Consider the following 19,988-nt stretch of genomic DNA (forward strand, 5'->3'; position numbering starts at 1 on the left):
CTTTGATGTCGTCACCCGTTTCCAACAAGATCGCGCTCTTTATCGATGGAGCCAATCTGTATGCAACCGCCAAGACGCTCGGGTTCGACATCGACTACAAGCGCCTGCTGAAGGAATTCCAGAGCCGCGGCACCCTGCTCCGCGCGTTCTACTACACGGCGATCATCGAGGATCAGGAGTATTCGTCCATCCGGCCGCTGATCGACTGGCTCGACTACAACGGCTACACCGTCGTCACCAAGGCCACGAAGGAGTTCATCGACGCCAGCGGCCGCCGCAAGGTGAAGGGCAACATGGACATCGAGCTCGCGGTCGATGCAATGGAACTCGCCGAACATATCGACCAGATGGTGCTGTTCTCCGGCGACGGCGACTTCCGCTCGCTCGTCGAGGCGGTGCAGCGGCGCGGCGTCCGGGTAACCGTAGTCTCGACCATCGCAAGCCAGCCGCCGATGATTGCCGATGAGCTCCGCCGCCAGGCCGACGTCTTCACCGACCTGGTGGAACTGCAATCCAAGCTCGGCCGCGACCCGTCCGAGCGCCCGGCTCCGCGCGAGCGCGGCGAGTCTCGCCACCACGCGCCGCAATTCCTGCAGCGCGCCACGACCACGGCGCCCCGGGCCGATGACGACGATTTCGACGACTAGCCTCCTTCCCGCCTCCACCGAGCCCGACCGCAACTGCCCGCTCTGTCCGCGGCTCGCCGAGTTTCGCGCCGAGGCGCGCGCGAAGCAGCCGGGCTGGTTCAATTCGCCGGTGGACTCCTTCGGCGATGCCGAGGCGCGGCTGCTGATCGTAGGGCTGGCGCCGGGCCTGCAGGGCGCCAACCGCACGGGGCGTCCTTTCACCGGCGACTATGCCGGTGACCTGCTCTACGCCACGCTGCTGGAGTTCGGCTTTGCCGAGGGCGTCTACGAGGCACGGCCCGACGACGGCTTGCGGCTGGTCGATTGCCGGATCAGCAACGCCGTGCGCTGCGTGCCGCCGCAGAACAAGCCGCTGCCGATCGAGATCAACACTTGCCGAAAGTTCCTGGCAGCGACCATCGCGACCATGCCCAGGCTGCGCGCCATCGTCCTGCTCGGCCGCATCGCGCATGAATCGACGGTGAAGGCGCTCGGCCTGCGCAATGCCGCCGCGCCCTTTGCGCACGCCGCGGTGCACGAGGCCGGCAACTTCCGCCTCTACGACAGCTATCATTGCTCGCGCTACAACACGAATACCGGCGTGCTCACGCCGAAGATGTTCCGCGATGTCTTTGCGCAGGTGCGGAAGGATCTGGGCTAGCCCGCTACCGGATTTTCCCGCAGCCATTCCAGGACGTCGCCGGCGTTCCGGTCGGGCGGGAACACCGGATAGAAGACGTGGGTGATACGCCCGTCGTCGATGATCAGCGCCAGCCGCTTGATCAGCGTCAGCCCCGCCACCTCCATGGTCGGCAGTTTGAGCGCGTGCGTCAACTCGAGCGTCTCGTCCGAGAGCACCGGAAACGGCAGATGCAGGCGCGACGCCATCTCGGTCTGGTATACGTTGCTCTGCGTCGACAGGCCGAACACGTGGGCAGCGCCGGCGGCCTTGAGCTCGGCAAACAGGTCGCGGAAGGCGCAGGTCTGCGGCGTGCAGCCGCGCGCGCCCGGGATCATGTCCCAATCGTCGACCAGCGCGATCTTGCCGGGCTCGCCGGTGCGCGGATAGGCGAACACCACGGTGCGCCCCTTCAGCGAAGACAGCGACACTGACGTATCGTCAGTCGCCATCAGGCTGACCGGCGGGATCGCCATGCCCTTCAGATGCGCGGCGCCACCATCATCGGTCGGCGCGGGAATCTTGCTCCAGTCGACTTCGAGCAGGTTCTTCTGGTTCATCGCCAAAGTCTCCTTGGCTCGTCATTGCGAGCGAAGCGAAGCAATCCATCGTGCCGCTTGCGGAGAGATGGATTGCTTCGTCGCTTCGCTCCTCGCAATGACGGATGATTGATCGTTACCCCCGCGCGCGCAGCAGGCGGCCCTTCTCGCGGCCCCAGTCACGCTTCTTTTCGCTCTCGCGCTTGTCGTGCAGCTTCTTGCCCTTGGCGACCGCGAGCAACAGCTTGGCGCGACCGCGCTCGTTGAAATAGAGCTTGAGCGGGATCAGCGTCATGCCCTCGCGGTCGACCGCGCCCATCAACTTGCTGATCTGCTTCTTGTGAAGCAGCAATTTGCGCGGGCGCTTCGGCTCGTGATTGAAGCGGTTGGCCTGCAGGTATTCCGGGATATTGGCGTTGATCAGCCATATCTCGCCGTTCTTGGAATCCGCATAGGACTCCGCGATCGTGCTCTTGCCGCCGCGGATCGACTTCACCTCGGTGCCGGTCAGTGCAATGCCCGCCTCGATGGTGTCCTCGATCGCATAGTTGAAGCGCGCCTTGCGGTTCTCGGCGACGACTTTGATCGGACGTTCGTTTTTCTCGGCCACGTCAGGATTTCTTGAGGAGATCGCGAATTTCGGTGAGCAGTTCTTCCTGACGGGTCAATTTCGGCGGCGCTGGCGCCGTTTCCTGCTTGCGCTTCAACTGGTTCATGAGCCGGATCACGATGAACAGCACGAAGGCGACGATCAGGAAATTCAGGGTCAGCGTCAGGAAACTGCCCCAAGCCAATACGGCACCTTGCTTCTTGGCGTCAGCGAGATTGTTGGCAGTGACCGACTTCGCCAACGGCGTGAAGTAGTTTGAGAAGTCGAGCCCGCCGGTGATGGCGCCGATGATCGGCATGATGACGTCGCCGACCAGGGAGTTCACGATGGCGCCGAAGGCCGCGCCGATGATGACGCCGACCGCAAGGTCAACGACATTGCCCTTCATTGCGAACTCTTGGAACTCCTTCAGCATGCGAAGCCCCTTCTCCTCGCCTGGCCAACCGGACCAGTCATTGGCGCAACCCGTCCGGCTTTAGTTGATGAGGCCGGCGTGCACCATGGCGCTGCGCACCGCCACGCGCGTGGATTCCGACACCGGCACCATCGGCAGCCGCAGCCGCTCCTCCAGCTTGCCGAGCAACGACATCGCGTATTTCACCGGCCCGGGATTGCTCTCGATGAACAGGTTGGTGTGCAGCGGCATCAACTTGTCGTGCACCTTCAGCGCGGTCGCGACGTCGCCCTTCTGCCAGGCGGCGTGGAACTCGGCGCACAGCCGCGGCGCCACATTTGAGGTCACGGAGATGCAACCATGGCCGCCATGGGCCATGTAGCCGAGCACGGTCGCGTCTTCGCCCGAGAGCTGGTTGAAATCCTCGCCCATCGCCGCCCGCTGCTGCGACACCCGCACCATGCTCGCGGTGGCGTCTTTGACGCCGGCAATGTTCTTCAATTCCCACAGGCGCGTCATCGTATCGACCGACATGTCGATCACCGAGCGTGGCGGGATATTGTAGATAATGATCGGTATTCCAATCGCATCGTTGATCGCCTTGAAGTGCTGGTAGAGCCCTTCCTGGGTCGGCTTGTTGTAATAGGGGGTGACGACCAATACGGCGTCGGCGCCGGCCTGCTCGGCGTGCTCCGACAGCTCGATTGCCTCCTTGGTCGAATTGGAACCGGCGCCCGCGATCACCGGCACCCTGCCCTTGGCCTCCTGCACACACCATTCGACCACGCGCTTGTGCTCGTCATGGCTGAGCGTCGGGCTCTCGCCCGTGGTTCCGACCGGAACCAGGCCGTTGGTGCCCTCGCCGATCTGCCAGTTCACGAGGCCACGAAAGGCCGCCTCGTCCACGGAACCGTTCTTGAATGGCGTCACCAAAGCGGTGAACGAGCCGCGAAATTTTGTCTTGGCTGCCATGGACTTCCTCCAAACACTTAAGGGTTGCGGCGCGCGGGTCAGAAAGGCCGATTCATATCGAGTCCGGCGGCGAGGCGAAAGGGCCGCAGTCCCCCTCCCATTGCGAGCCGCGATTTTGCCGCTGTCATGGCGCAAATATTCGCTTCCCGCGACACTTTTAGCAATTTGTCTACATATTCAATCAAATACAGCTAAGGCCTCAGCGATCAGATGATTCGCCGCCGCAGAGGAAAGCCGTGACCCCTTCCCCCCGCGCAGCCGCATTGCGATCGACCGCCTTGGCAACATCGCTGGTGCTGGCGTTCGCCTTGGCCGCGATGGCAGAAGCCGCGGCCGGCCCAAATGTTCCCTTGCCGAAACCACGGCCGATCGCGCGCAGCGTGGTTCCGAAAACCACGCCTGCCACCACCGCGCCCGCGACCGCCGCCGCCAAGAATACCGCCCCTCCCAAAGCGACATCGTCCAACACGCCTGCTCCGCCCCCGCCCCATCTGGCGCCAGCCACGCGCCAGCATGCGGCGCCGGCCCGGATCAAGCCGACGGTGCCGGCCGCCGTGGCCGCGACCTCATCGACCTCCCAGAGCGACAAGGACGCGCTCGAGAATGTCATCGAGCTCGTCCGCAAGCAGAAGTCCGGCGATGCGACCGAGGTCGCGGCGACGATCTCCGATCCCGTCGCCCGAAAGCTCGCCGAGTGGCTGATCCTGCGCAGCGAAAACAACGGCGCCTCGGTCGAGCGCTACCGCGCCTTCATCTCGGCCAATCCGAGCTGGCCCTCGCAGACCTTCCTGCGCCGCCGCCTCGAGGCCGCGCTGTGGGACGACCGCCGCGAAGATGCAGCAGTCTGGGCGTGGTTCGAAAACGAGTCGCCCTTGTCCGCCAAGGGCCGGCTCGCGCTGGCCAAGGCGATGCTCGCGCGCGGCGACCGCGCCAATGCCGAGCGGCTGGTGCGCGAAGCCTGGCGCAGCGATCCCATGAGCGAGGACACCGAGACCACCGCGCTGGACATGTTCGGCCCGCTGCTCACCGCCGGTGATCACAAGGCGCGCATGGACACCATGCTCTACGGCACCGAGCAGGAGGCTGCTGGCCTGCGGGCGGCCAAGCGGCTGGGCTCGGGCTATCTCGCGCTCGCCAAGGCACGGATCGCCGCCAACAAGAAAGCATCCAACCTGCGGGCGCTGCTGGAGGCGGTGCCGCGCGAACTGCACGGCGACACCGGCTATCTCTTCGCCCGGATCCAGTTGCTCCGTCGCGAGGAGAAATTCGCGGAAGCGGCGCAGGTGATGTTGAGCGCGCCGAAGGATCCGGCGAGGCTGTTCAATGTCGACGAATGGTGGATCGAGCGGCGCCTCTTGGCGCGCAAGATGATCGACGTCGGCGAGCACCGGAGCGCCTATCTGATTGCGCGCGATGCGGCGCTACCCGCCCGCGACATCTACAAGACCGAGCAGGAGTTCACCGCCGGCTGGATCGCGCTGCGCTTCCTCAGAGATCCCGGGCTCGCCGCGCAGCACTTTGCCCGCATCGGCGTTGGCAGCGTCAATCCGACCGCGCTGGCGCGTGCCGGCTATTGGCAAGGCCGCGCCGCCGAGGCCGCCGGTCGCAACCAGGAGGCGCGCGCGGCCTATCTGCGCGCGGCCGAGCAATCGACCAGCTATTACGGCCAGCTCGCGCGGGCCAAGCTCGGCTTACCGCAGATCGAGCTGAACGGCGTCCCGGGCGCACGCGGCCGCGGCGTCGAGCGATTGGAAATCGTGCGCGCGGCACAATTGCTCTATGAAGTCGACGCGCGCGAGTTCGCGGTTCCCCTGCTCGCCGACATGGGTGAAAACGGCGATCCCGACGCACTGGTCGGGCTCGGCGAGCTGACGGCGCGCTATAGCGACGCCCGCGGGATGCTGTTGATGGGCAAGGCCGCGCTCAACCGTGGTCTGCCGTTCGATTTCTACGCCTATCCCATCAACGGGATTCCGTCGTTCAGGTCGATCGGACCCGAAGTCGAGCGAAGCGTCGTCTATGCGATCGCGCGACAGGAGAGCGCATTCAATCCGGCCGTGGTTTCGCCGGCGCAGGCCTATGGCCTGATGCAAGTCACGCCGGATGCGGGGCGCTATGTCTGCAAGCGCGCCGGCGTCGCGTTTGATCTGAACCGGATGAAGACCGACTCGGTCTACAACGCCGCGCTTGGCGCCGCCGAGCTCGGCGGGTTGCTCGAGGACTATCGCGGCTCCTATATCCTCACCTTCGCGGCCTACAATGCCGGCCGCGGCAGCGTGAAGAAATGGATCGATCGCTACGGTGACCCGCGCGATCCCAAGGTCGACGCGGTCGACTGGGTCGAGCTGATTCCATTCTCCGAGACGCGCAACTATGTGCAACGGATCATGGAGAACCTGCAGGTCTATCGCGCCCGGTTCGGCGGCGGCACGCGGCTGCAGATCGAGGCCGACCTCCACCGCGGCGCCAGCGTCGAATAGGCGAGTGGCGAATGGCGGGACAGGTTGCCGGTCGGGTCACGCGCAGCGCGCTTAACGACAGACGCGGCGTCCCTGCTGTTGCGAACACGCGGAAGTCCCCGGCGGTGGCGGTTGCGGAGGTTGGATCGGCACGATCGTTGGCCCCGTCATCGGGCATGCCGTCATTGGACAATTTGGCGGAAGAAGTTCGCCGGGATTTGTGCAGATCGGCTGCATCCGCCCGTTGACGCACTGACACTCGCACTTCGCCCACACCTCCGTCGGCATGGCCACGCCAAAAACCAGAATCGCGAGAAAGCGGCCCATCTGGCATTCCCTTCTTCGCTGGGCGCCGCCTTTCAGTTCGGCTTGTCGATCCCTATCGAGCATTGCCCCCTGTTTTCGTCCTGATTTGAACTCCCCGGCGTGTTGCCGGTTCGGAGCGCCATTTGTGAGGACGAAGAAGGGCGAGATCGTCTGAGCAGGGCTGCAAGCCATAGGCGCCGAGGCAAAATTGCCGGAACAGGGAACCCTGGGGCTTTCAACCGCCTGACAGTCCGCGTTATCCCCCGACACCGGTAATGTTAGGATTCAGCGCCGCGAAGGCCGGCCGTGACGGCCTGCCCCATCCCTTGGCAAGCCGCCCTTACTATAACTCTTTGAAATAACTATAGTTATTGCGAAACCCCACATTCAACATCGATACTGTCCGCTCGAGTCGCGTGTTAAACGTCAGATGTTATCCACAGCGTAATCAGGCCTCGGGGCGCCAACGCCGACGCACAGTCCGGTGTCCCCTCAATCTGCCGCTTGCGGCTCGCCCGCGCGTCGTGCATATCGGCGCTGCCGGAGACGTGGCCGAGTGGCTGAAGGCGGCGGTTTGCTAAACCGTTATAGGCTTGTAAAGGCCTATCGAGGGTTCGAATCCCTCCGTCTCCGCCAGCCGCCTCCGGCGGCCATTTCGGTTGCGTTACCGTTGGCCTCATCGTCCCCTGTCCCGCGTAACGACGATCCCGCGCCATCGTTTCCAGGGAACGCCACATGCGCAAGGAAGAACTCGAAGCAATTCTGAGCGACGGCTCCCGCGAGGTCGACATCGGTCCGATTGAGGATCAGCTTTTCCTGCTCGCGACCGAGCGACGCCTGCCAGACTTGGCGGTTGCCCAGTGCGCGGTCAGGATAGAGGAATCCGCGCCCGCCTTGCTCGGCGTGCTCGAGCGTGCGGCGCGCGCAGAACCGCTGACGGAAAAAGACGAGACGTTACTGGTCCGCGGAATCTATCTTCTCGGCGGCGGGCAGCAGACTCAAGCCTTCCAGCCGCTCCTGCGCCTGTTGCGCCGGCCAGAGAGTGAAGTGGACGACCTGCTTGGCGATGTCGTCACCGAGGACTTGTCGCGGATTGCTGCCGGCGCTTTCGACGGCGATGCCGACGCGCTCTTTGGCGTCATCGCCGACGCTTCCGTAGAGCAGTACGTCCGTGATGCCTTGTTCGGCGCAGCGACATTCCTCACCTGGAATGGCCAGATCAAGCGCGATCAGACGCGAGGCTTCCTGGTGCGGTTCTTCGAGGGCCGGCTCGCCGAACCGGACAACGAGGCCTGGACCGGCTGGTTGGAGTCAATCGCACTGCTCGGCTTGCGCGAGCTCAAACCACTAGCCGACGGTGCCTGGAAGGCAGGCCTTGTTCCGGATTTCTCGTACAGCAGAGAGAATTTCGATGAGGATTTGCGTCAAGCCGAGCAGCGGCCTGACGATATCGAACGCTTCACGGAACGTCGGCTTGGTCTGATCGAGGACACCCTCGCGGCGCTGGAGTTGACCGACTGCGGGGATCACGACGAATCCTGGGATGACGAGGATCCCTTCACCGGCGAGCCGCTCGACGTCCACGACTGGATGCCGATGGAGCCGGTCAAAAATCCTATGCGGAATGTCGGGCGCAACGACCCCTGCCCCTGCGGCAGCGGCAAGAAGGCCAAGAAATGCTGCCTGGCCCGCAAGGACTAGACGTTGAACGAACGGGTAAGTCGTGAGGTATCGCGGGATCGTCTACGATGCAGGGCTGAACTTCGCGGACCAGGGATTTTCAGTCGAGCCCTTCGATCCCGTTCTGGTGGCGTACGACATCCGCGTGATTGCCAACGACCTCCACGCCAATGCCGTGCGGATCGAGGGCCGGACCTGACGTGTCGGCGCAGTCCGTCGGGTGACTAAGCAGGAACGTATGTCAGCCTGGCCGTGCCCTCGCCAACGAGATCGGTGGAAACAAGGCGGAGCGGCGGTCGGGGACCGGCGAAGAATGGCTTGCCGCGACCAAGCACGACGGGGTGGAAGTAGAGTCGATACTCATCGATAAGACCAAGGTCGGTTAGGCTTTGTGCCAGGTCTGGGCCGGAAACTGTAATCTCTCCAACAAGCCGAGCCTTCAGGCCACGTATCACCGCCTCGATGTTATCCTCGACAAGTGTGGCGTTGGGGCCGACTGACTTCAACGAGCGCGACACGACCCACTTCGGTTGGCGCCGCCACTCCGCCGCGAACTCGTGATGCTCCGCACTCCACTCAGGACGGTCTTCGTCCCAGTAACGCATAACCTCGTACATGCGGCGACCGTACACACTGCCGGTCAGGTCGCGCACGTGCTCTATCCAGTGACGAAAGAGTGCGGGACTTGGCGCAAATTCCTGGTGATCGACATAACCGTCCAAGGACAGGTTCATTCCGAAGACGATCTTTGCCATGCTGCCAAATCTCCATCCCAAGATCTTCACGGTAGTATGAATAGAGTGATGCAGAAAGTGAAGTTGGCCGTAGACTGCGTGCTGTTGTCGGTTGACGAATAACCAGATGCCCAAGTCTGGCGGCTGCACAGTGCACGGTCAGGATAGAGCAATCCGCGCCCGCAGCTCTATGGCAGATGCCAGATTTCCAGCACTGAAAGCACCGCGCAGCTCGCGCTTTTCAAGAAGACGCTGGACGTCTCCGCCCGCTAGGCGCTTGCTGATCTGCTGAGCGCTTCGCAATCATGAACATGTCTCGTGCCGTCGGCTCGGCAGCACGAGTATCCTTTACTTCCGATACTGCGCCGGAGGCTGCGGGTAGTTCGCGGGATTGCTATCGAGCTTGGAAAGGCGCGTGATCAGCTTGCCGCTGACCAGGGGCTGCAAGTCCGATTCCAGCGCGTCAGCGAGCGGCTTGGCATAGACTTCATTGCCGTCAACGTAGAGCGCGAACAACTTGACGTATTTTGCCTGCTTTTCGGGATCCTCGATCGTCGCTTTCGTCCATGCGTAAAGCGGATAGTTTTCGGTACCCCGCTTCTCAGCTTCGGCCACATAGTCGGCGAAGATGTCGAACTGACACTTCATCGTCGCATGATGTTTGGCGAGGATATCCGCCAGCGGCTTGATTGCCGGATTGTCGGGATCGCGCCGCGCCACCCCGGCAAGCTCGTCCCCGAGATTGATCCGGACCTGATATTCCCATTGCTTGGTCATCGTTGGCTTCCCCCGAGGCCCTCACAAGCCCGCCTCGTCGGCTACGAAATGAAATAGCTAGCTTGGGTAAAGCACTACATCACGTCATCCGGTTCAAGCTCGCCGCGACCAGCGCCTCGGTCCACACAAAAGTGGTTGAATACCTTTGCATGGATCGCGAAGCGCGGCTGCGGTAACACAGCAAGATCGCTCCTATGCTGGCCGGCCGGAGATCGTCCCGAGATCCCCGATCCACGCCATTGTCCCAAACACCGTTCAGCCGATCCGCATCGAAAGCTCGACGTCCCCACCGAATGGCGTCGACATGTAGCCGTTCGCGGGCGAGCGCACATGCGCCAAATAGTCGGGGCTGTAGTCGGCGTTGTCGGCGACAATGAAGGCACCGGGCCTGAGGCGACCTTCCACCAGGCTCAGTATCGCGGGATAGAGGCCCTTGGCGCCGTCGAGCAGCAGCAGGTCGATCGTATCAGGGAGATCGACGCTCAGCGTCTGCAGGGCATCTCCTTCACGGATATCCACGAGGTCGATGAGACCGCCGGCGGTCAGATTGTCGCGGGCCCGCGCCACCTTGGACGGCTCGAACTCGCTGGTGATCAGGCGGCCACCGCCATTGTCGCGCAGGGCTGCGGCAAGGTGCAGGGTCGAGATGCCGAACGAGGTCCCGAACTCGACGATCGTTCGCGCGCCGCAGCCTCGCGCCAGCATGTAGAGCCACGCGCCGGTTTCTCGCGAGACGGCGAGCGGAAGATCCTTCAGACGGCCGTAGAAGTCGCGGTATTCGGTCTTGCTTCGCATCAGACGCGAATGTTCCTCGCCTGAGAGATCGCCCACTGCAGAATTGGCCGCGGGCGAAGCCGCATCAGCCTCTTCGAACAAGCGATCCAGCAACGGCGCAAGCGGGGTGGTGGACAGTGTGGTCATGCAGGTCTCCGGTCTGAAATGAGCGCGTCCTTGCGCTGACCCAGAAATACGACTAATTCGTCGCATTTCCTATTCGCATTGCCAGGCCACTCCATGACCGATCGGCGAAGTACTCGAATTTCCTCACGAAAACAGCCCAAGCAGGTGCGCTCGGCGGAGCTCGTCGCCGCGATTTTGGATGCTGCTGTTCAGGTTTTGGCTAAGGAAGGCGCGCAGCGCTTCACCACGGCGCGCGTCGCCGAGAAGGCCGGAGTCAGTATCGGGTCGCTCTATCAGTACTTCCCGAACAAGGCGGCGATCCTCTTCCGACTTCAGAGCGACGAGTGGCGGCAGACGAGCGACCTGCTGCGCGGAATCCTTGAAGACGACCAGAGACCGCCGCGCGAACGGCTGCGCACCCTGGTCCACGCCTTCCTCCGCTCGGAGTGTGATGAAGCCGCGATGCGTGTGGCGCTCAATGACGCCGCCCCACTCTATCGCGATGCGCCCGAAGCACACGAAGCGATGGCGTCGGGAGAGCGCATTGTTCAGGCCTTCATGCGGAAGGCATTGCCCGAGGCATCAGAGGCAACTCGCGCACTGGCCGGCGAGTTGATCATAACGACGCTAACCGAGGTGGGCAGGCAGTTCTCGGAGACCCCTCGCTCGTCCGCAGAGATCGATGCCTATGGCGACCCATGGCCGATATGTTCTGCGCCTACCTTAAGGATCTCGCGCACGCCTGAGATCGGCGGCAGAGCCGGTCACGACGGATCGATCAGCGCCGCGGCCAAGGATGATCGCGGCGGCGCTTCCACCGCCTTAGTGCGCGGTCATCCAGGCGCGGGCTTCGCGCTGGGCGGCAGCGATCTCTGCTTCCGTCATCTGCTCGGCGATCTCGCGCCGCATCGCCATGGCATCCGTGCGGCCCTTCAGGGCGGCAAGGTTGAACCATTTGTGCGCCGCGACCAGGTTGACCACGCCGGAACGGCCGCTCGCCCAGTAGAGGCCGCGCTCGAACAGCACGTCCGAGATCGCGGTCGCGTCCACCGGAATGGCCGTCTCCAGATTGATATGTCCCTGAAACATTCTCGTAGCTCCCCTTTTTATTGTTGGCCGCCCTCCCCCGAGCGCGGCCCCCGTCCACATCTAACGCCTTACTTCCCCAACGCGCGATCAGCAAAAGTGGCATCCGGTTTTGCGTCCGATCGCGCGCCGCTTATGAAAAGAGCGCCTGATCTGATCGCCAAACCGCCTACACTTTGGCGGATCAGGCGCTCGCCGTTTGCCGGCTTGTTGAGGGAGATCATGCCGGCCAAATTTGAAAAGCAGTTTAAGTATCGCGATGAACGGCGTGTAAACGCCCGGGGTGCGGTGAGTTCCCGAAATCCGAGAAGTGCCTGCAGCACAATGACTTATGCGCGATGGTGAAGTTCGGTTTACCCTGGCGGTTGGCGGAACGATAACCATCGCGCGCAAACGCCAACCGGACACGGCTGCATCGCCGCCCGCCATACGGCAGCGGAAGCAAACCGGTCGTCATGTGGGGAGATCAGGCAACAAAAAAGCCGGCACCAAACGGCCGGCTATTGGAACGAGGGCGTCGGCGAACACGTCAGGATCAGATCTCACGATGGGCCTTGGGCCCTGTGAAATTGCGGAGCCGGATAAGTGGTCCGCACCGAACGAAGAAACCTGTTTCTTCTGCCGGACCGACTTCGAAGGGCGAACCCTTCTTGGAAAGGCGATCCAGCCGTTTGACCTGATGTCTCGCCGACACCCTCTTTCGTCAACCGGAGCCGCCTGGGTGGATCGCTTCAAGGAAGCAGATCGTCCGAAGGTCCGGGTGACGGGCCGGCGTCAACCCGCCGGCATCCTCTCTCGGGCGAGAGTTACTTCTTCTTCTTCGCGACCTTCTTGGTCTTCTTCGCAGTCTTCTTCACTGCGCTCTTCGCCTTCTTCGCCTTCTTCGCTTTCTTCGCCATGTTGCCCTCCAATGAGATGGCTATACTTCGCTGCGTGCACTCGGGAATCGAGATGCACTGCATCCCGAATACACCAACACATCGAAAAAAACAGCGTCCAGCTTAAGGAAGTGTTGATGTTACGAGGCGCGAGAAGTATGCGCGCGCCAAGCGCACGCGCGACGTTGCGCTGACGCACTGATGCAGGAAATGCAGAATCGATCGACATCGACACTCATCGCGAATGCAAAAAGTGCCTGTGCCACAGGCATTTCTTGAATCGTCGCTTCTTCGCGCGCGATCTGACCGACACGTCGACAAGACTCACCGAGCGGGCTGAGAACACCTCGCGCAGGCGTCGAGTCGCCAATTCCGGCGCCAAAAAAAATTTCGTGGGTAAGCCCTGCCAGCGGCATCTCCGCCCGCCGAAACGGCCTTTCCGGACGAATCGCGGTCGGCCGATTCGGTGAAGCGATGATCCCGACGCGGTGATCGAAGGCGCGAGAAGCGAGGCGCGGACGCCTCCGCACATCGTACAGAGTGCGTGCTGCGATGCCGTTCGCGTCCGCGCGCGAGGTGTCAGAGGCCGAGCTTCGCCTTCAGGAGATCGTTCACGGCCTGCGGGTTGGCCTTGCCGCCGGACGACTTCATCACCTGTCCGACGAACCAGCCGATCATCTGCGGCTTCGCTTTCGCCTGCGCCACCTTGTCCGGATTGGCGGCGACGATGTCGTCGACCACCTTCTCGATCGCACCCAAGTCGGTGACCTGCTTCATGCCGCGCGCTTCGACCAGCGCACGGGGATCGCCGCCTTCCTGCCAGACGATCTCGAACAGGTCCTTGGCGATCTTGCCGGAAATCGTCCCCTCGCCGATCAGCTCAACAATCGCGGCAAGCTGCTCGGAGGAGACCGGCGAGCCCGTAATATCCCGGCCTTCCTTGTTGAGGCGGCCGAACAGTTCGTTGATCACCCAGTTGGCCGCGAGCTTGCCGTCGCGCGCACGGTCGGCGAGGCGGGCAAGCACCGCCTCATAGAACTCCGCGCTCTCGCGCTCGGCCACCAGCACGCCGGCGTCATAGGGTGACAGCGCGAAGTCGGCAATGAAGCGCGCCTTCTTCTGGTCCGGCAGCTCGGGCAGCGTCGTCTTCAGCTCGTCGACGAACGCCTGGCTGAATTCGAGCGGTAGCAGGTCCGGGTCGGGAAAATAACGATAGTCGTGCGCCTCCTCCTTGGAGCGCATCGAGCGCGTTTCGCCCTTGCCCGGATCGAACAGCCGCGTCTCCTGGTCGATGGTGCCGCCGTCCTCGAGGATCTCGATCTGCCGCCGCGCCTCATACTCGATCGCCTGGCCGATGAAGTTGACCGAGTTCATGTTCTTGATTTCGCAGCGGGTGCCGAGCGGACCGCCGGGCCGGCGCACCGAGACGTTGACGTCGGCGCGCAGACTGCCCTTCTCCATGTCGCCGTCGCAGGTGCCGAGATAGCGCAGGATCGAGCGCAGCTTGGCGACGTAGGCCTTGGCCTGCTCGGCATCGCGGATGTCAGGCTTGGAGACGATCTCCATCAGCGCGACGCCGCAGCGGTTGAGGTCGACATAGGACATCGTCGGCGACTGATCGTGCAGCAACTTGCCGGCGTCCTGCTCCAGGTGCAGCCGCTCGATGCCGATGGTGACGCTGCGGCCGCCCTCGAGCTCGAGCTCGACCTCGCCCTCGCCGACGATCGGCGATTTGTACTGGCTGATCTGGTAGCCCTGCGGCGAGTCCGGATAGAAATAGTTCTTGCGGTCGAACACCGAGCGCAGGTTGATCCTGGCGTTCAGCCCAAGCCCGGTGCGCACCGCCTGCCGCACGCATTCCTCGTTGATCACGGGGAGCATGCCCGGCATCGCAGCGTCCACCAGCGAGACATGGCTGTTCGGCTCGCCGCCGAACGCGGTCGAGGCGCCCGAGAACAGCTTTGAATTGGAGACGACCTGGGCATGGATCTCCATGCCGATCACCATCTCCCAGTCGCCGGTCGCGCCCTTGATGAGCTTGTGTGATGTGACGGGTGCGTTCATTGGTCTCGGTTTCCGGACAATTGATATCTGGGACTGCCTTCGGCTTCGCGCAACCGACCGCGCCAGTCAAGCCGGAGAGCATGATCCGGAAAAGATCATGCTCAAACAAAGGGTTTTGAGCGATCAAAGCCCGCGTCGAAACGCCTGGTAGGACTTGCTCAGGCGGAGCGCGTCGGCCCCGCCTGCGATCAGGAGGTCGACCTGTTCCGGCGGCAGCGCGAACCGCGTCGGGATCGCGTTCAGGATGCCCGCGCGCTCTTCGCCCAACTGGTCGAAGCCGAGCCGCTCGACATAGATGTGGATGTCACCGCATTGCCAGTTGCCGCCGACGCCAAGGCGGGCGCGATCCGCCGCCGACAGTCCACACCGCCACCGCTTCAGCTTGCCCGACCATTCGGTGGCAAGCCCGGAGAATGCCGCGTAGCTCGAGCGCACGCTGGCATCGATGGCGGTGTCGGCCGCTGCCGCAACCAGCTCGGCCCCGCTCGGGCCTTCGAGGCGCTGTGCGAAATCGCCGGATATGCCGCGCCCGGCATCGACCACCATGAACAGGATCCGCTGGAGCTTCACCGCCTGCCGCTCCGTCAACGGCTGGTACGGCCGCTCCGCGGCCAACAGCCCGATGGTAAGACCGGACAGGCCAAAATTGTCGACAAGACCGCCGTCCAGCAGCTTCACGTAGCGCATGGAGCCGTCGCGGTAGCGCGCATTGGCCTCGGCGAACGAGCGCAGCAATGGCTGCGCATTCGGATCGCGCCGCACCCGTTCGAGCCAGGCCGGCAGCGGCTTCGAACACCCGCCGGGATAGGTCTCCAGCACGATCGGCGCGAACGCCAGCGGCACCGCGGCCGATGCGGCAACCGCTTCGGACACACGGTAGGAGCGGATGTCGCTGCACAGCGCGTCGAAGGAGGTCTTTCCGAACACGAAGGGCGTGCGGTTATAGATGTCGGAGGCGTTGATCCAGACCTTCGGCCGCCGGTCCTCACGCAGCGCATCGAAGCGCGCGCCGTCGAACAGGTTCTGGTCCAGCCACTCGGTGAGCTGGCTGTTGTTGACGCCGCCGGCGAGCGCACGGCCGATATTGCCGAGCGAGACATTGGTCCTCAGCCCCTCCTCCGCATTGCGCAACAGGAAGCGTTCGCGGAAATCGTCGAGCGCGGCGCGCTTCTTCAAACCGAAATAGGCGGCGGTGATCGAACCGCCTGATACACCGGAGACGAAGTCGACGCGATCGAGCAGCGTTTTCGCCTGACCGGAGCCGCCGTGAGAGCGATCGAGCTCCTTGAGTACGCCGAACGAGAAAGCCGCCGCCCGCGTGCCGCCGCCCGAAAAGGACAGCGCGACCAGCACGTCGTCATCATAGCGTGGAATGTCAGCCCCGAGATTGCTATCGGCGAGCGCGTTGGCAAGCGGCACGTTGCTCGGCAGATTGTAGACCGTTGCGCATCCGGCAAGCGCCACTGCAAAACTGACCGCCAGTACCGTCGACAGCCACGCCCCTATACCCGATCTACCCACAAACGCCCTCTTGCCCGCAGGCCCCCGCCACGCTTCCCCTCAGCCTATCGCGGGCAATCTGGGCGCCCGCGTGGCGCGGAAACAGGGCAATGTCTATACGAGCCAATTGAAGCGCGGTCCGGTAAAGAAACCGCGTCAAAATGAACCACGGAAAGCCTTCACAACTTGGAGAGGTTAGCCGAGCAACGCGGTGACGATCCGCTCCCATTCGGCATCGAGCCCATCCTTGGCGACCGCCTGGCCCGCCCGGCGGTACCAATAGCCGGCGTTGCCGAGGTCGCCTTCGACGCGGTGCAGATAGGCGTGCACCCAGGCGGCCTCGGCAGTGCTTTCGTCCTGCACGATACGGTGCGCCTGGTCCCAATCGCCTTTCGCCGCCCACCACAGCGCCGCCAGCGGCGGCGACAGCGAAGGCTCCGGCGCGGCGTCGTTCAGGCTGGCGCGGAAATCCGCCATCTCACCACCATCTCGGTGGCGTGAAGTGTCCGGCCGCCTGCTCGATCACTTCGCCGAGCGAGAACAGCGTCTCTTCATCGAAGGCGCGCCCGATCAGTTGCAGGCCGAGCGGCAAGCCTTGCGCATCCTTGCCGGCGGGGACCGCGATGCCGGGCAGGCCCGCCATGTTCACGGTCACCGTGAAGATGTCGTTGAGATACATCTCGACCGGATCAGCGCCGCCCTTCTCGCCGACGCCGAACGCCGCCGACGGCGTTGCCGGCGTGAGGATCGCGTTCACGCCCTTGGCGAAGCAGTCCTCGAAATCCTTCTTGATCAGTGTGCGCACCTTCTGCGCCCGCAGGTAATAGGCGTCGTAATAGCCGGCCGAGAGCACATAGGTACCGATCATGACGCGGCGACGCACCTCATCGCCAAACCCATCGGCGCGGGTGTTCTCATACATCTCGCCGATGCTGCGGCCGGGCACGCGCAGGCCGTAGCGAACACCGTCATAGCGCGCCAGGTTCGACGAGGCTTCCGCCGGCGCCACGATGTAATACGCCGGCAGTGCGTATTTGGTGTGCGGCAGCGACACTTCGACCAGCTCGGCACCTGCCGCCTTCAACCATGCCGCGCCATCGCTCCAGAGCTTCTCGATCTCGGCCGGCATGCCGTCGAGGCGGTACTCCTTGGGGATGCCGATCTTCATCCCCTTCACCGACTTGCCGATCGCAGCCTCGTAATCGGGCACGCCGATATTGACCGAAGTCGTGTCCTTCGGATCATGCCCCGCCATCGAGCGCATCAGGATCGCGGAATCGCGCACCGTGCGCGCGATCGGGCCAGCCTGGTCGAGCGAGGATGCGAATGCAACGATGCCCCAGCGCGAGCAGCGGCCATAGGTCGGCTTCACCCCGACCGTCGCCGTGAACGCCGCCGGCTGGCGGATCGAGCCGCCGGTATCGGTCGCGGTCGCTCCCATGCAGAGCAACGCGGCAACCGCGGACGCTGAGCCGCCCGACGAGCCGCCCGGCACCAGATGCGTGTTGGAGCCCTCGCGCCGCCATGGATTGACCACCGGGCCGAAGCAGGAGGTCTCGTTCGACGAGCCCATCGCGAACTCGTCATTGTTGAGCTTGCCGAGCAGGATCGCGCCGTCGCGCCAGAGCTGCGAGGTCACGGTCGATTCGTAAGGCGGCACGAAATTGCCGAGGATCTTCGAGCAGGCGGTGGTGCGGATATCGCGCGTCGCGAACAGGTCCTTGATGCCGAGCGGGATGCCGGCGAGCGGGCCGCCCTCGCCCTTGCCGATCTGCTTGTCCGCGGCGTCAGCCATCTCGCGCGCGCGATCCGGCGTCTCCAGCACATAGGCGTTGAGCACGCGCGCCGCCTCGATCGCAGCAAGGTGCGCATCGGTGAGCTCGCGCGCGGTGAAGGACTTGTTCGTCAGGCCCTCGCGGGCCTCGGCGATCGTCAGCGATGTCAAATCGGTCATTTATTGATCGGGCTGCAGAAGAACGGAGACAGGGTCTTGTCGTCGGCGGGATCGTCTTTCTTGGCGCGCGCCTTGTCGGCGGCCTCGAGCTGATCGAGCACGGTTTGCATCACCGCATTCGGATCGGCGGCCTTGCCCTGCCGCTCCATCACGTCGAGATAGTTCATGTAGGCCTGATAGGCCTTTTCATCGTCGCAGAGCAGACACATCGGACTTCCCGCAAAACAAGTAGAGAGAGGAGCTTACTCGACGACCTTCGGCACCAGGAAGAAGTGATTCTCGGTGGCCGGCGCATTGCGGACGATATCATCCGCAATCTCGCCGTCATTGACCACGTCGGCGCGCTTCTTCATCTCCATGGGCGTCACCGAGGTCATCGGCTCGACGCCCTCGACATTCACCTCCGAAAGCTGCTCGACGAAGGCAAGCATCGCGTTCAGCTCGCCCTGCAGATGGGGAACTTCAGCCTCGGAGACCGCGATCCGCGCAAGTTGCGCGATGCGGCGGACGGTCGTGGCGTCGACTGACATTATATATGGCCTTTGGGCAGCAAGATCAGCCCGCCGTATAGCAGACGCCGGTTTTGCGCCGCAACCCGCAGCCGTTCACCTCTCCCGAAGGAAGAGGTCGCGCAAAGCGCGGGTGAGGGGCTACGGTCCCTCATTAGAGCCGCGGCCCCTCACCCGATTTGCTGCGCAAATCGACCTCTCCCCGCCGGGGAGAGGTAAAGAAGCTAGCGGCCCAAGGCCCCCATCCGCGCCAGCGCCTCGCCGGCCAATGTCCGGGTCAGCTCGTCCGCCGGCAGTTCGCGGCCCAATGGCAGCGCCTGTCCGGCCCACATATTGGTGAAATCGACCCTGCCGAGTTTTTCGGCAGCCGCCTTCAGCGGCGCCAGCGCGGTTGCGGCATGCGGAAAGGCAGGCGCGTCCGGCGAGATCGGCCCGATCTCGGACATCGCGCGGTTGGCGACCCCGCGCGCCGGCCGCCCGGTCATCACATTGGTGATCACGGTTGAATCGTCCTTCGCCTGCGCCAGCGCGGCACGCGCCGCCGGCCCCACCCTGGATTCCGGGCAGCGCAGATAGGCGCTCCCGATCTGCACGCCGGAGGCGCCCAGTGCGAACGCCGCCGCGATCCCGCGCCCGTCCGCGATCCCGCCGGCCGCGATCACCGGCACTTTCACCGCATCGACCACCTGCGGCAGCAGCGCGAAGAGCCCGGGCTGCTCGGCGATATTGTCGGTCAGGAACATGCCGCGATGGCCGCCCGCCTCGGCGCCTTGCGCGATGATGACATCGGCGCCGTGCTGCTCGAGCCAGACCGCTTCCTTCACGATGGTCGCCGACGCCATCACGATCGCGCCCGCATCCTTCACCCGCTTCAGCAGCCGCTCCTCCGGCAGGCCGAAATGGAAGCTGACGACTTCCAGCTTCAGTTCCTCGACCACTTCGCACATCGCGTCATCGAACGGCGCACGGTTGGCGGCGTTGACGGGCGCCGCGGGATCCAGCCCAAGCTCTTTGTAATACGCCGCAAGCCGCGCCTTCCAGCGCGCCTCGTGCTGCGGATCCGGATCGTCCGGCTGGTGGCAGAAGAAGTTCATGTTGATCGGCGCGGAGACGCGCTGGCGGATGATGTTGACCTGCTCGCGCGCCTTCTCCGCGGTGAGCATCGCACAGGGCAATGAGCCGAGCGCACCGCCTTGCGCGGCGGCGATCACGAGATCTGCATCCATCACGCCGGCCATCGGCGCCAGCACGATCGGAAACTCGGTCTTGAACAGATCGACAATTCGGCGGTCCGGCCACATGATTCAGCTATTTCCCCTTT

At 63.7% G+C, this 19,988-nt stretch carries 20 protein-coding genes, 1 tRNA gene and 1 pseudogene; 7 read left to right on the forward strand and 15 right to left on the reverse strand.

Annotated elements, in window-relative coordinates; genetic code table 11:
* Positions 1-5 precede the first annotated feature (5 nt).
* Positions 6-647, forward strand: a complete 642-nt coding sequence (locus tag YY7_RS0131205; RefSeq protein ID WP_028166658.1) for an NYN domain-containing protein — start codon at positions 6-8, stop codon at positions 645-647.
* Positions 625-1,287: a uracil-DNA glycosylase gene (locus YY7_RS0131210; protein ID WP_028166659.1), complete on the forward strand. Its 663-nt coding sequence runs from the start codon at positions 625-627 to the stop codon at positions 1,285-1,287. Before YY7_RS0131205 ends, YY7_RS0131210 begins: the two co-directional genes overlap by 23 nt.
* Here YY7_RS0131210 and YY7_RS0131215 read toward each other — a convergent pair.
* From YY7_RS0131215 to dapA, 4 genes are all read right to left on the reverse strand, one after another.
* Positions 1,284-1,865, reverse strand: coding sequence for a peroxiredoxin (locus tag YY7_RS0131215; protein ID WP_028166660.1), 582 nt, complete (start codon positions 1,863-1,865; stop codon positions 1,284-1,286). The genes YY7_RS0131210 and YY7_RS0131215 overlap by 4 nt on opposite strands.
* Before the next feature lie 115 nt (positions 1,866-1,980).
* A complete protein-coding gene (gene smpB / locus YY7_RS0131220) occupies positions 1,981-2,454 on the reverse strand; it encodes an SsrA-binding protein SmpB (protein WP_028166661.1) in 474 nt (157 codons plus the stop codon).
* Position 2,455: 1 nt separating this feature from the next.
* The gene (mscL, locus tag YY7_RS0131225) at positions 2,456-2,869 is read right to left on the reverse strand and encodes a large conductance mechanosensitive channel protein MscL (protein WP_028166662.1); all 414 of its coding nucleotides are present in this window, start codon (positions 2,867-2,869) and stop codon (positions 2,456-2,458) included.
* A 60-nt stretch (positions 2,870-2,929) separates the two neighbouring features.
* Entirely contained in the window at positions 2,930-3,820 is an 891-nt protein-coding gene (gene dapA, locus YY7_RS0131230) for a 4-hydroxy-tetrahydrodipicolinate synthase (RefSeq protein ID WP_028166663.1), read from the reverse strand.
* Positions 3,821-4,056: 236 nt separating this feature from the next.
* On the opposite strand from dapA, the gene YY7_RS0131235 reads away from it, so the two are divergent.
* The 4 genes from YY7_RS0131235 to YY7_RS60790 all read left to right on the forward strand — a co-directional run bounded on the left by YY7_RS0131235 (position 4,057) and on the right by YY7_RS60790 (position 8,464).
* The gene (locus YY7_RS0131235) at positions 4,057-6,300 is read left to right on the forward strand and encodes a lytic transglycosylase domain-containing protein (RefSeq protein ID WP_063623408.1); all 2,244 of its coding nucleotides are present in this window, start codon (positions 4,057-4,059) and stop codon (positions 6,298-6,300) included.
* An 827-nt stretch (positions 6,301-7,127) separates the two neighbouring features.
* Positions 7,128-7,221, forward strand: a tRNA-Ser gene (locus tag YY7_RS0131240).
* 99 nt (positions 7,222-7,320) lie between these two features.
* Positions 7,321-8,286, forward strand: a complete 966-nt coding sequence (locus tag YY7_RS53335) for a DUF1186 domain-containing protein (protein WP_035691377.1) — start codon at positions 7,321-7,323, stop codon at positions 8,284-8,286.
* Between the two features lie 22 nt (positions 8,287-8,308).
* Positions 8,309-8,464, forward strand: coding sequence for a hypothetical protein (locus tag YY7_RS60790; protein ID WP_155255386.1), 156 nt, complete (start codon positions 8,309-8,311; stop codon positions 8,462-8,464).
* A gap of 25 nt (positions 8,465-8,489) precedes the next feature.
* Here the strand turns inward: YY7_RS60790 and YY7_RS0131255 are convergent, their stop codons facing one another.
* The 3 genes from YY7_RS0131255 to YY7_RS0131265 form a co-directional block, all read right to left on the reverse strand.
* The gene (locus tag YY7_RS0131255) at positions 8,490-9,020 is read right to left on the reverse strand and encodes a dihydrofolate reductase family protein (protein ID WP_028166665.1); all 531 of its coding nucleotides are present in this window, start codon (positions 9,018-9,020) and stop codon (positions 8,490-8,492) included.
* Positions 9,021-9,347: 327 nt separating this feature from the next.
* Positions 9,348-9,776, reverse strand: a complete 429-nt coding sequence (locus tag YY7_RS0131260; RefSeq protein WP_028166666.1) for a hypothetical protein — start codon at positions 9,774-9,776, stop codon at positions 9,348-9,350.
* Positions 9,777-10,031: 255 nt separating this feature from the next.
* Entirely contained in the window at positions 10,032-10,697 is a 666-nt protein-coding gene (locus YY7_RS0131265) for an O-methyltransferase (RefSeq protein WP_028166667.1), read from the reverse strand.
* 93 nt (positions 10,698-10,790) lie between these two features.
* Between YY7_RS0131265 and YY7_RS58675 the strand changes: the two are divergent.
* Positions 10,791-11,422, forward strand: a pseudogene (locus YY7_RS58675) (TetR family transcriptional regulator).
* A 76-nt stretch (positions 11,423-11,498) separates the two neighbouring features.
* Here the strand turns inward: YY7_RS58675 and YY7_RS0131275 are convergent.
* The 8 genes from YY7_RS0131275 to YY7_RS0131315 form a co-directional block, all read right to left on the reverse strand.
* A complete protein-coding gene (locus YY7_RS0131275) occupies positions 11,499-11,765 on the reverse strand; it encodes a hypothetical protein (protein ID WP_028166669.1) in 267 nt (88 codons plus the stop codon).
* A gap of 1,454 nt (positions 11,766-13,219) precedes the next feature.
* Complete coding sequence (gene gatB, locus YY7_RS0131285; RefSeq protein WP_028166670.1) at positions 13,220-14,704, reverse strand: Asp-tRNA(Asn)/Glu-tRNA(Gln) amidotransferase subunit GatB; 1,485 nt, start codon at positions 14,702-14,704, stop codon at positions 13,220-13,222.
* A 123-nt stretch (positions 14,705-14,827) separates the two neighbouring features.
* On the reverse strand, positions 14,828-16,225 hold the full coding sequence (locus YY7_RS0131290; RefSeq protein WP_433994537.1) for a patatin-like phospholipase family protein: 1,398 nt from the start codon (positions 16,223-16,225) through the stop codon (positions 14,828-14,830).
* 174 nt (positions 16,226-16,399) lie between these two features.
* A complete protein-coding gene (locus YY7_RS0131295) occupies positions 16,400-16,681 on the reverse strand; it encodes a hypothetical protein (protein WP_028166672.1) in 282 nt (93 codons plus the stop codon).
* Between the two features lies 1 nt (position 16,682).
* Entirely contained in the window at positions 16,683-18,158 is a 1,476-nt protein-coding gene (gene gatA / locus YY7_RS0131300) for an Asp-tRNA(Asn)/Glu-tRNA(Gln) amidotransferase subunit GatA (protein WP_028166673.1), read from the reverse strand.
* On the reverse strand, positions 18,155-18,367 hold the full coding sequence (locus YY7_RS0131305; protein ID WP_028166674.1) for a hypothetical protein: 213 nt from the start codon (positions 18,365-18,367) through the stop codon (positions 18,155-18,157). Before YY7_RS0131305 ends, gatA begins: the two co-directional genes overlap by 4 nt.
* 33 nt (positions 18,368-18,400) lie before the next feature.
* Entirely contained in the window at positions 18,401-18,688 is a 288-nt protein-coding gene (gatC, locus tag YY7_RS0131310; RefSeq protein ID WP_028166675.1) for an Asp-tRNA(Asn)/Glu-tRNA(Gln) amidotransferase subunit GatC, read from the reverse strand.
* A 203-nt stretch (positions 18,689-18,891) separates the two neighbouring features.
* Positions 18,892-19,968 (reverse strand): NAD(P)H-dependent flavin oxidoreductase, encoded by a 1,077-nt coding sequence (locus YY7_RS0131315; protein WP_028166676.1) that lies wholly within the window; start codon positions 19,966-19,968, stop codon positions 18,892-18,894.
* Between the last annotated feature and the right edge of the window lie 20 nt (positions 19,969-19,988).

This window comes from Bradyrhizobium elkanii WSM2783 (assembly GCF_000472865.1).
Classification (GTDB): domain Bacteria; phylum Pseudomonadota; class Alphaproteobacteria; order Rhizobiales; family Xanthobacteraceae; genus Bradyrhizobium; species Bradyrhizobium elkanii_A.

What these genes read in the sequence shown, in the direction of transcription:
- gatB (WP_028166670.1), bottom strand. Translation starts at nt 14,704, where the DNA reads ATGAACGCACCCGTCACATCACACAAGCTCATCAAGGGCGCGACCGGC.
- YY7_RS0131305 (WP_028166674.1), bottom strand. Translation starts at nt 18,367, where the DNA reads ATGTGTCTGCTCTGCGACGATGAAAAGGCCTATCAGGCCTACATGAAC.
- YY7_RS0131265 (WP_028166667.1), bottom strand. Translation starts at nt 10,697, where the DNA reads ATGACCACACTGTCCACCACCCCGCTTGCGCCGTTGCTGGATCGCTTG.
- dapA (WP_028166663.1), bottom strand. Translation starts at nt 3,820, where the DNA reads ATGGCAGCCAAGACAAAATTTCGCGGCTCGTTCACCGCTTTGGTGACG.
- gatC (WP_028166675.1), bottom strand. Translation starts at nt 18,688, where the DNA reads ATGTCAGTCGACGCCACGACCGTCCGCCGCATCGCGCAACTTGCGCGG.
- YY7_RS0131255 (WP_028166665.1), bottom strand. Translation starts at nt 9,020, where the DNA reads ATGGCAAAGATCGTCTTCGGAATGAACCTGTCCTTGGACGGTTATGTC.
- YY7_RS0131295 (WP_028166672.1), bottom strand. Translation starts at nt 16,681, where the DNA reads ATGGCGGATTTCCGCGCCAGCCTGAACGACGCCGCGCCGGAGCCTTCG.
- YY7_RS0131215 (WP_028166660.1), bottom strand. Translation starts at nt 1,865, where the DNA reads ATGAACCAGAAGAACCTGCTCGAAGTCGACTGGAGCAAGATTCCCGCG.
- gatA (WP_028166673.1), bottom strand. Translation starts at nt 18,158, where the DNA reads ATGACCGATTTGACATCGCTGACGATCGCCGAGGCCCGCGAGGGCCTG.
- YY7_RS53335 (WP_035691377.1), top strand. Translation starts at nt 7,321, where the DNA reads ATGCGCAAGGAAGAACTCGAAGCAATTCTGAGCGACGGCTCCCGCGAG.
- YY7_RS0131260 (WP_028166666.1), bottom strand. Translation starts at nt 9,776, where the DNA reads ATGACCAAGCAATGGGAATATCAGGTCCGGATCAATCTCGGGGACGAG.
- YY7_RS0131275 (WP_028166669.1), bottom strand. Translation starts at nt 11,765, where the DNA reads ATGTTTCAGGGACATATCAATCTGGAGACGGCCATTCCGGTGGACGCG.
- YY7_RS0131205 (WP_028166658.1), top strand. Translation starts at nt 6, where the DNA reads ATGTCGTCACCCGTTTCCAACAAGATCGCGCTCTTTATCGATGGAGCC.
- YY7_RS0131210 (WP_028166659.1), top strand. Translation starts at nt 625, where the DNA reads ATGACGACGATTTCGACGACTAGCCTCCTTCCCGCCTCCACCGAGCCC.
- mscL (WP_028166662.1), bottom strand. Translation starts at nt 2,869, where the DNA reads ATGCTGAAGGAGTTCCAAGAGTTCGCAATGAAGGGCAATGTCGTTGAC.
- YY7_RS0131315 (WP_028166676.1), bottom strand. Translation starts at nt 19,968, where the DNA reads ATGTGGCCGGACCGCCGAATTGTCGATCTGTTCAAGACCGAGTTTCCG.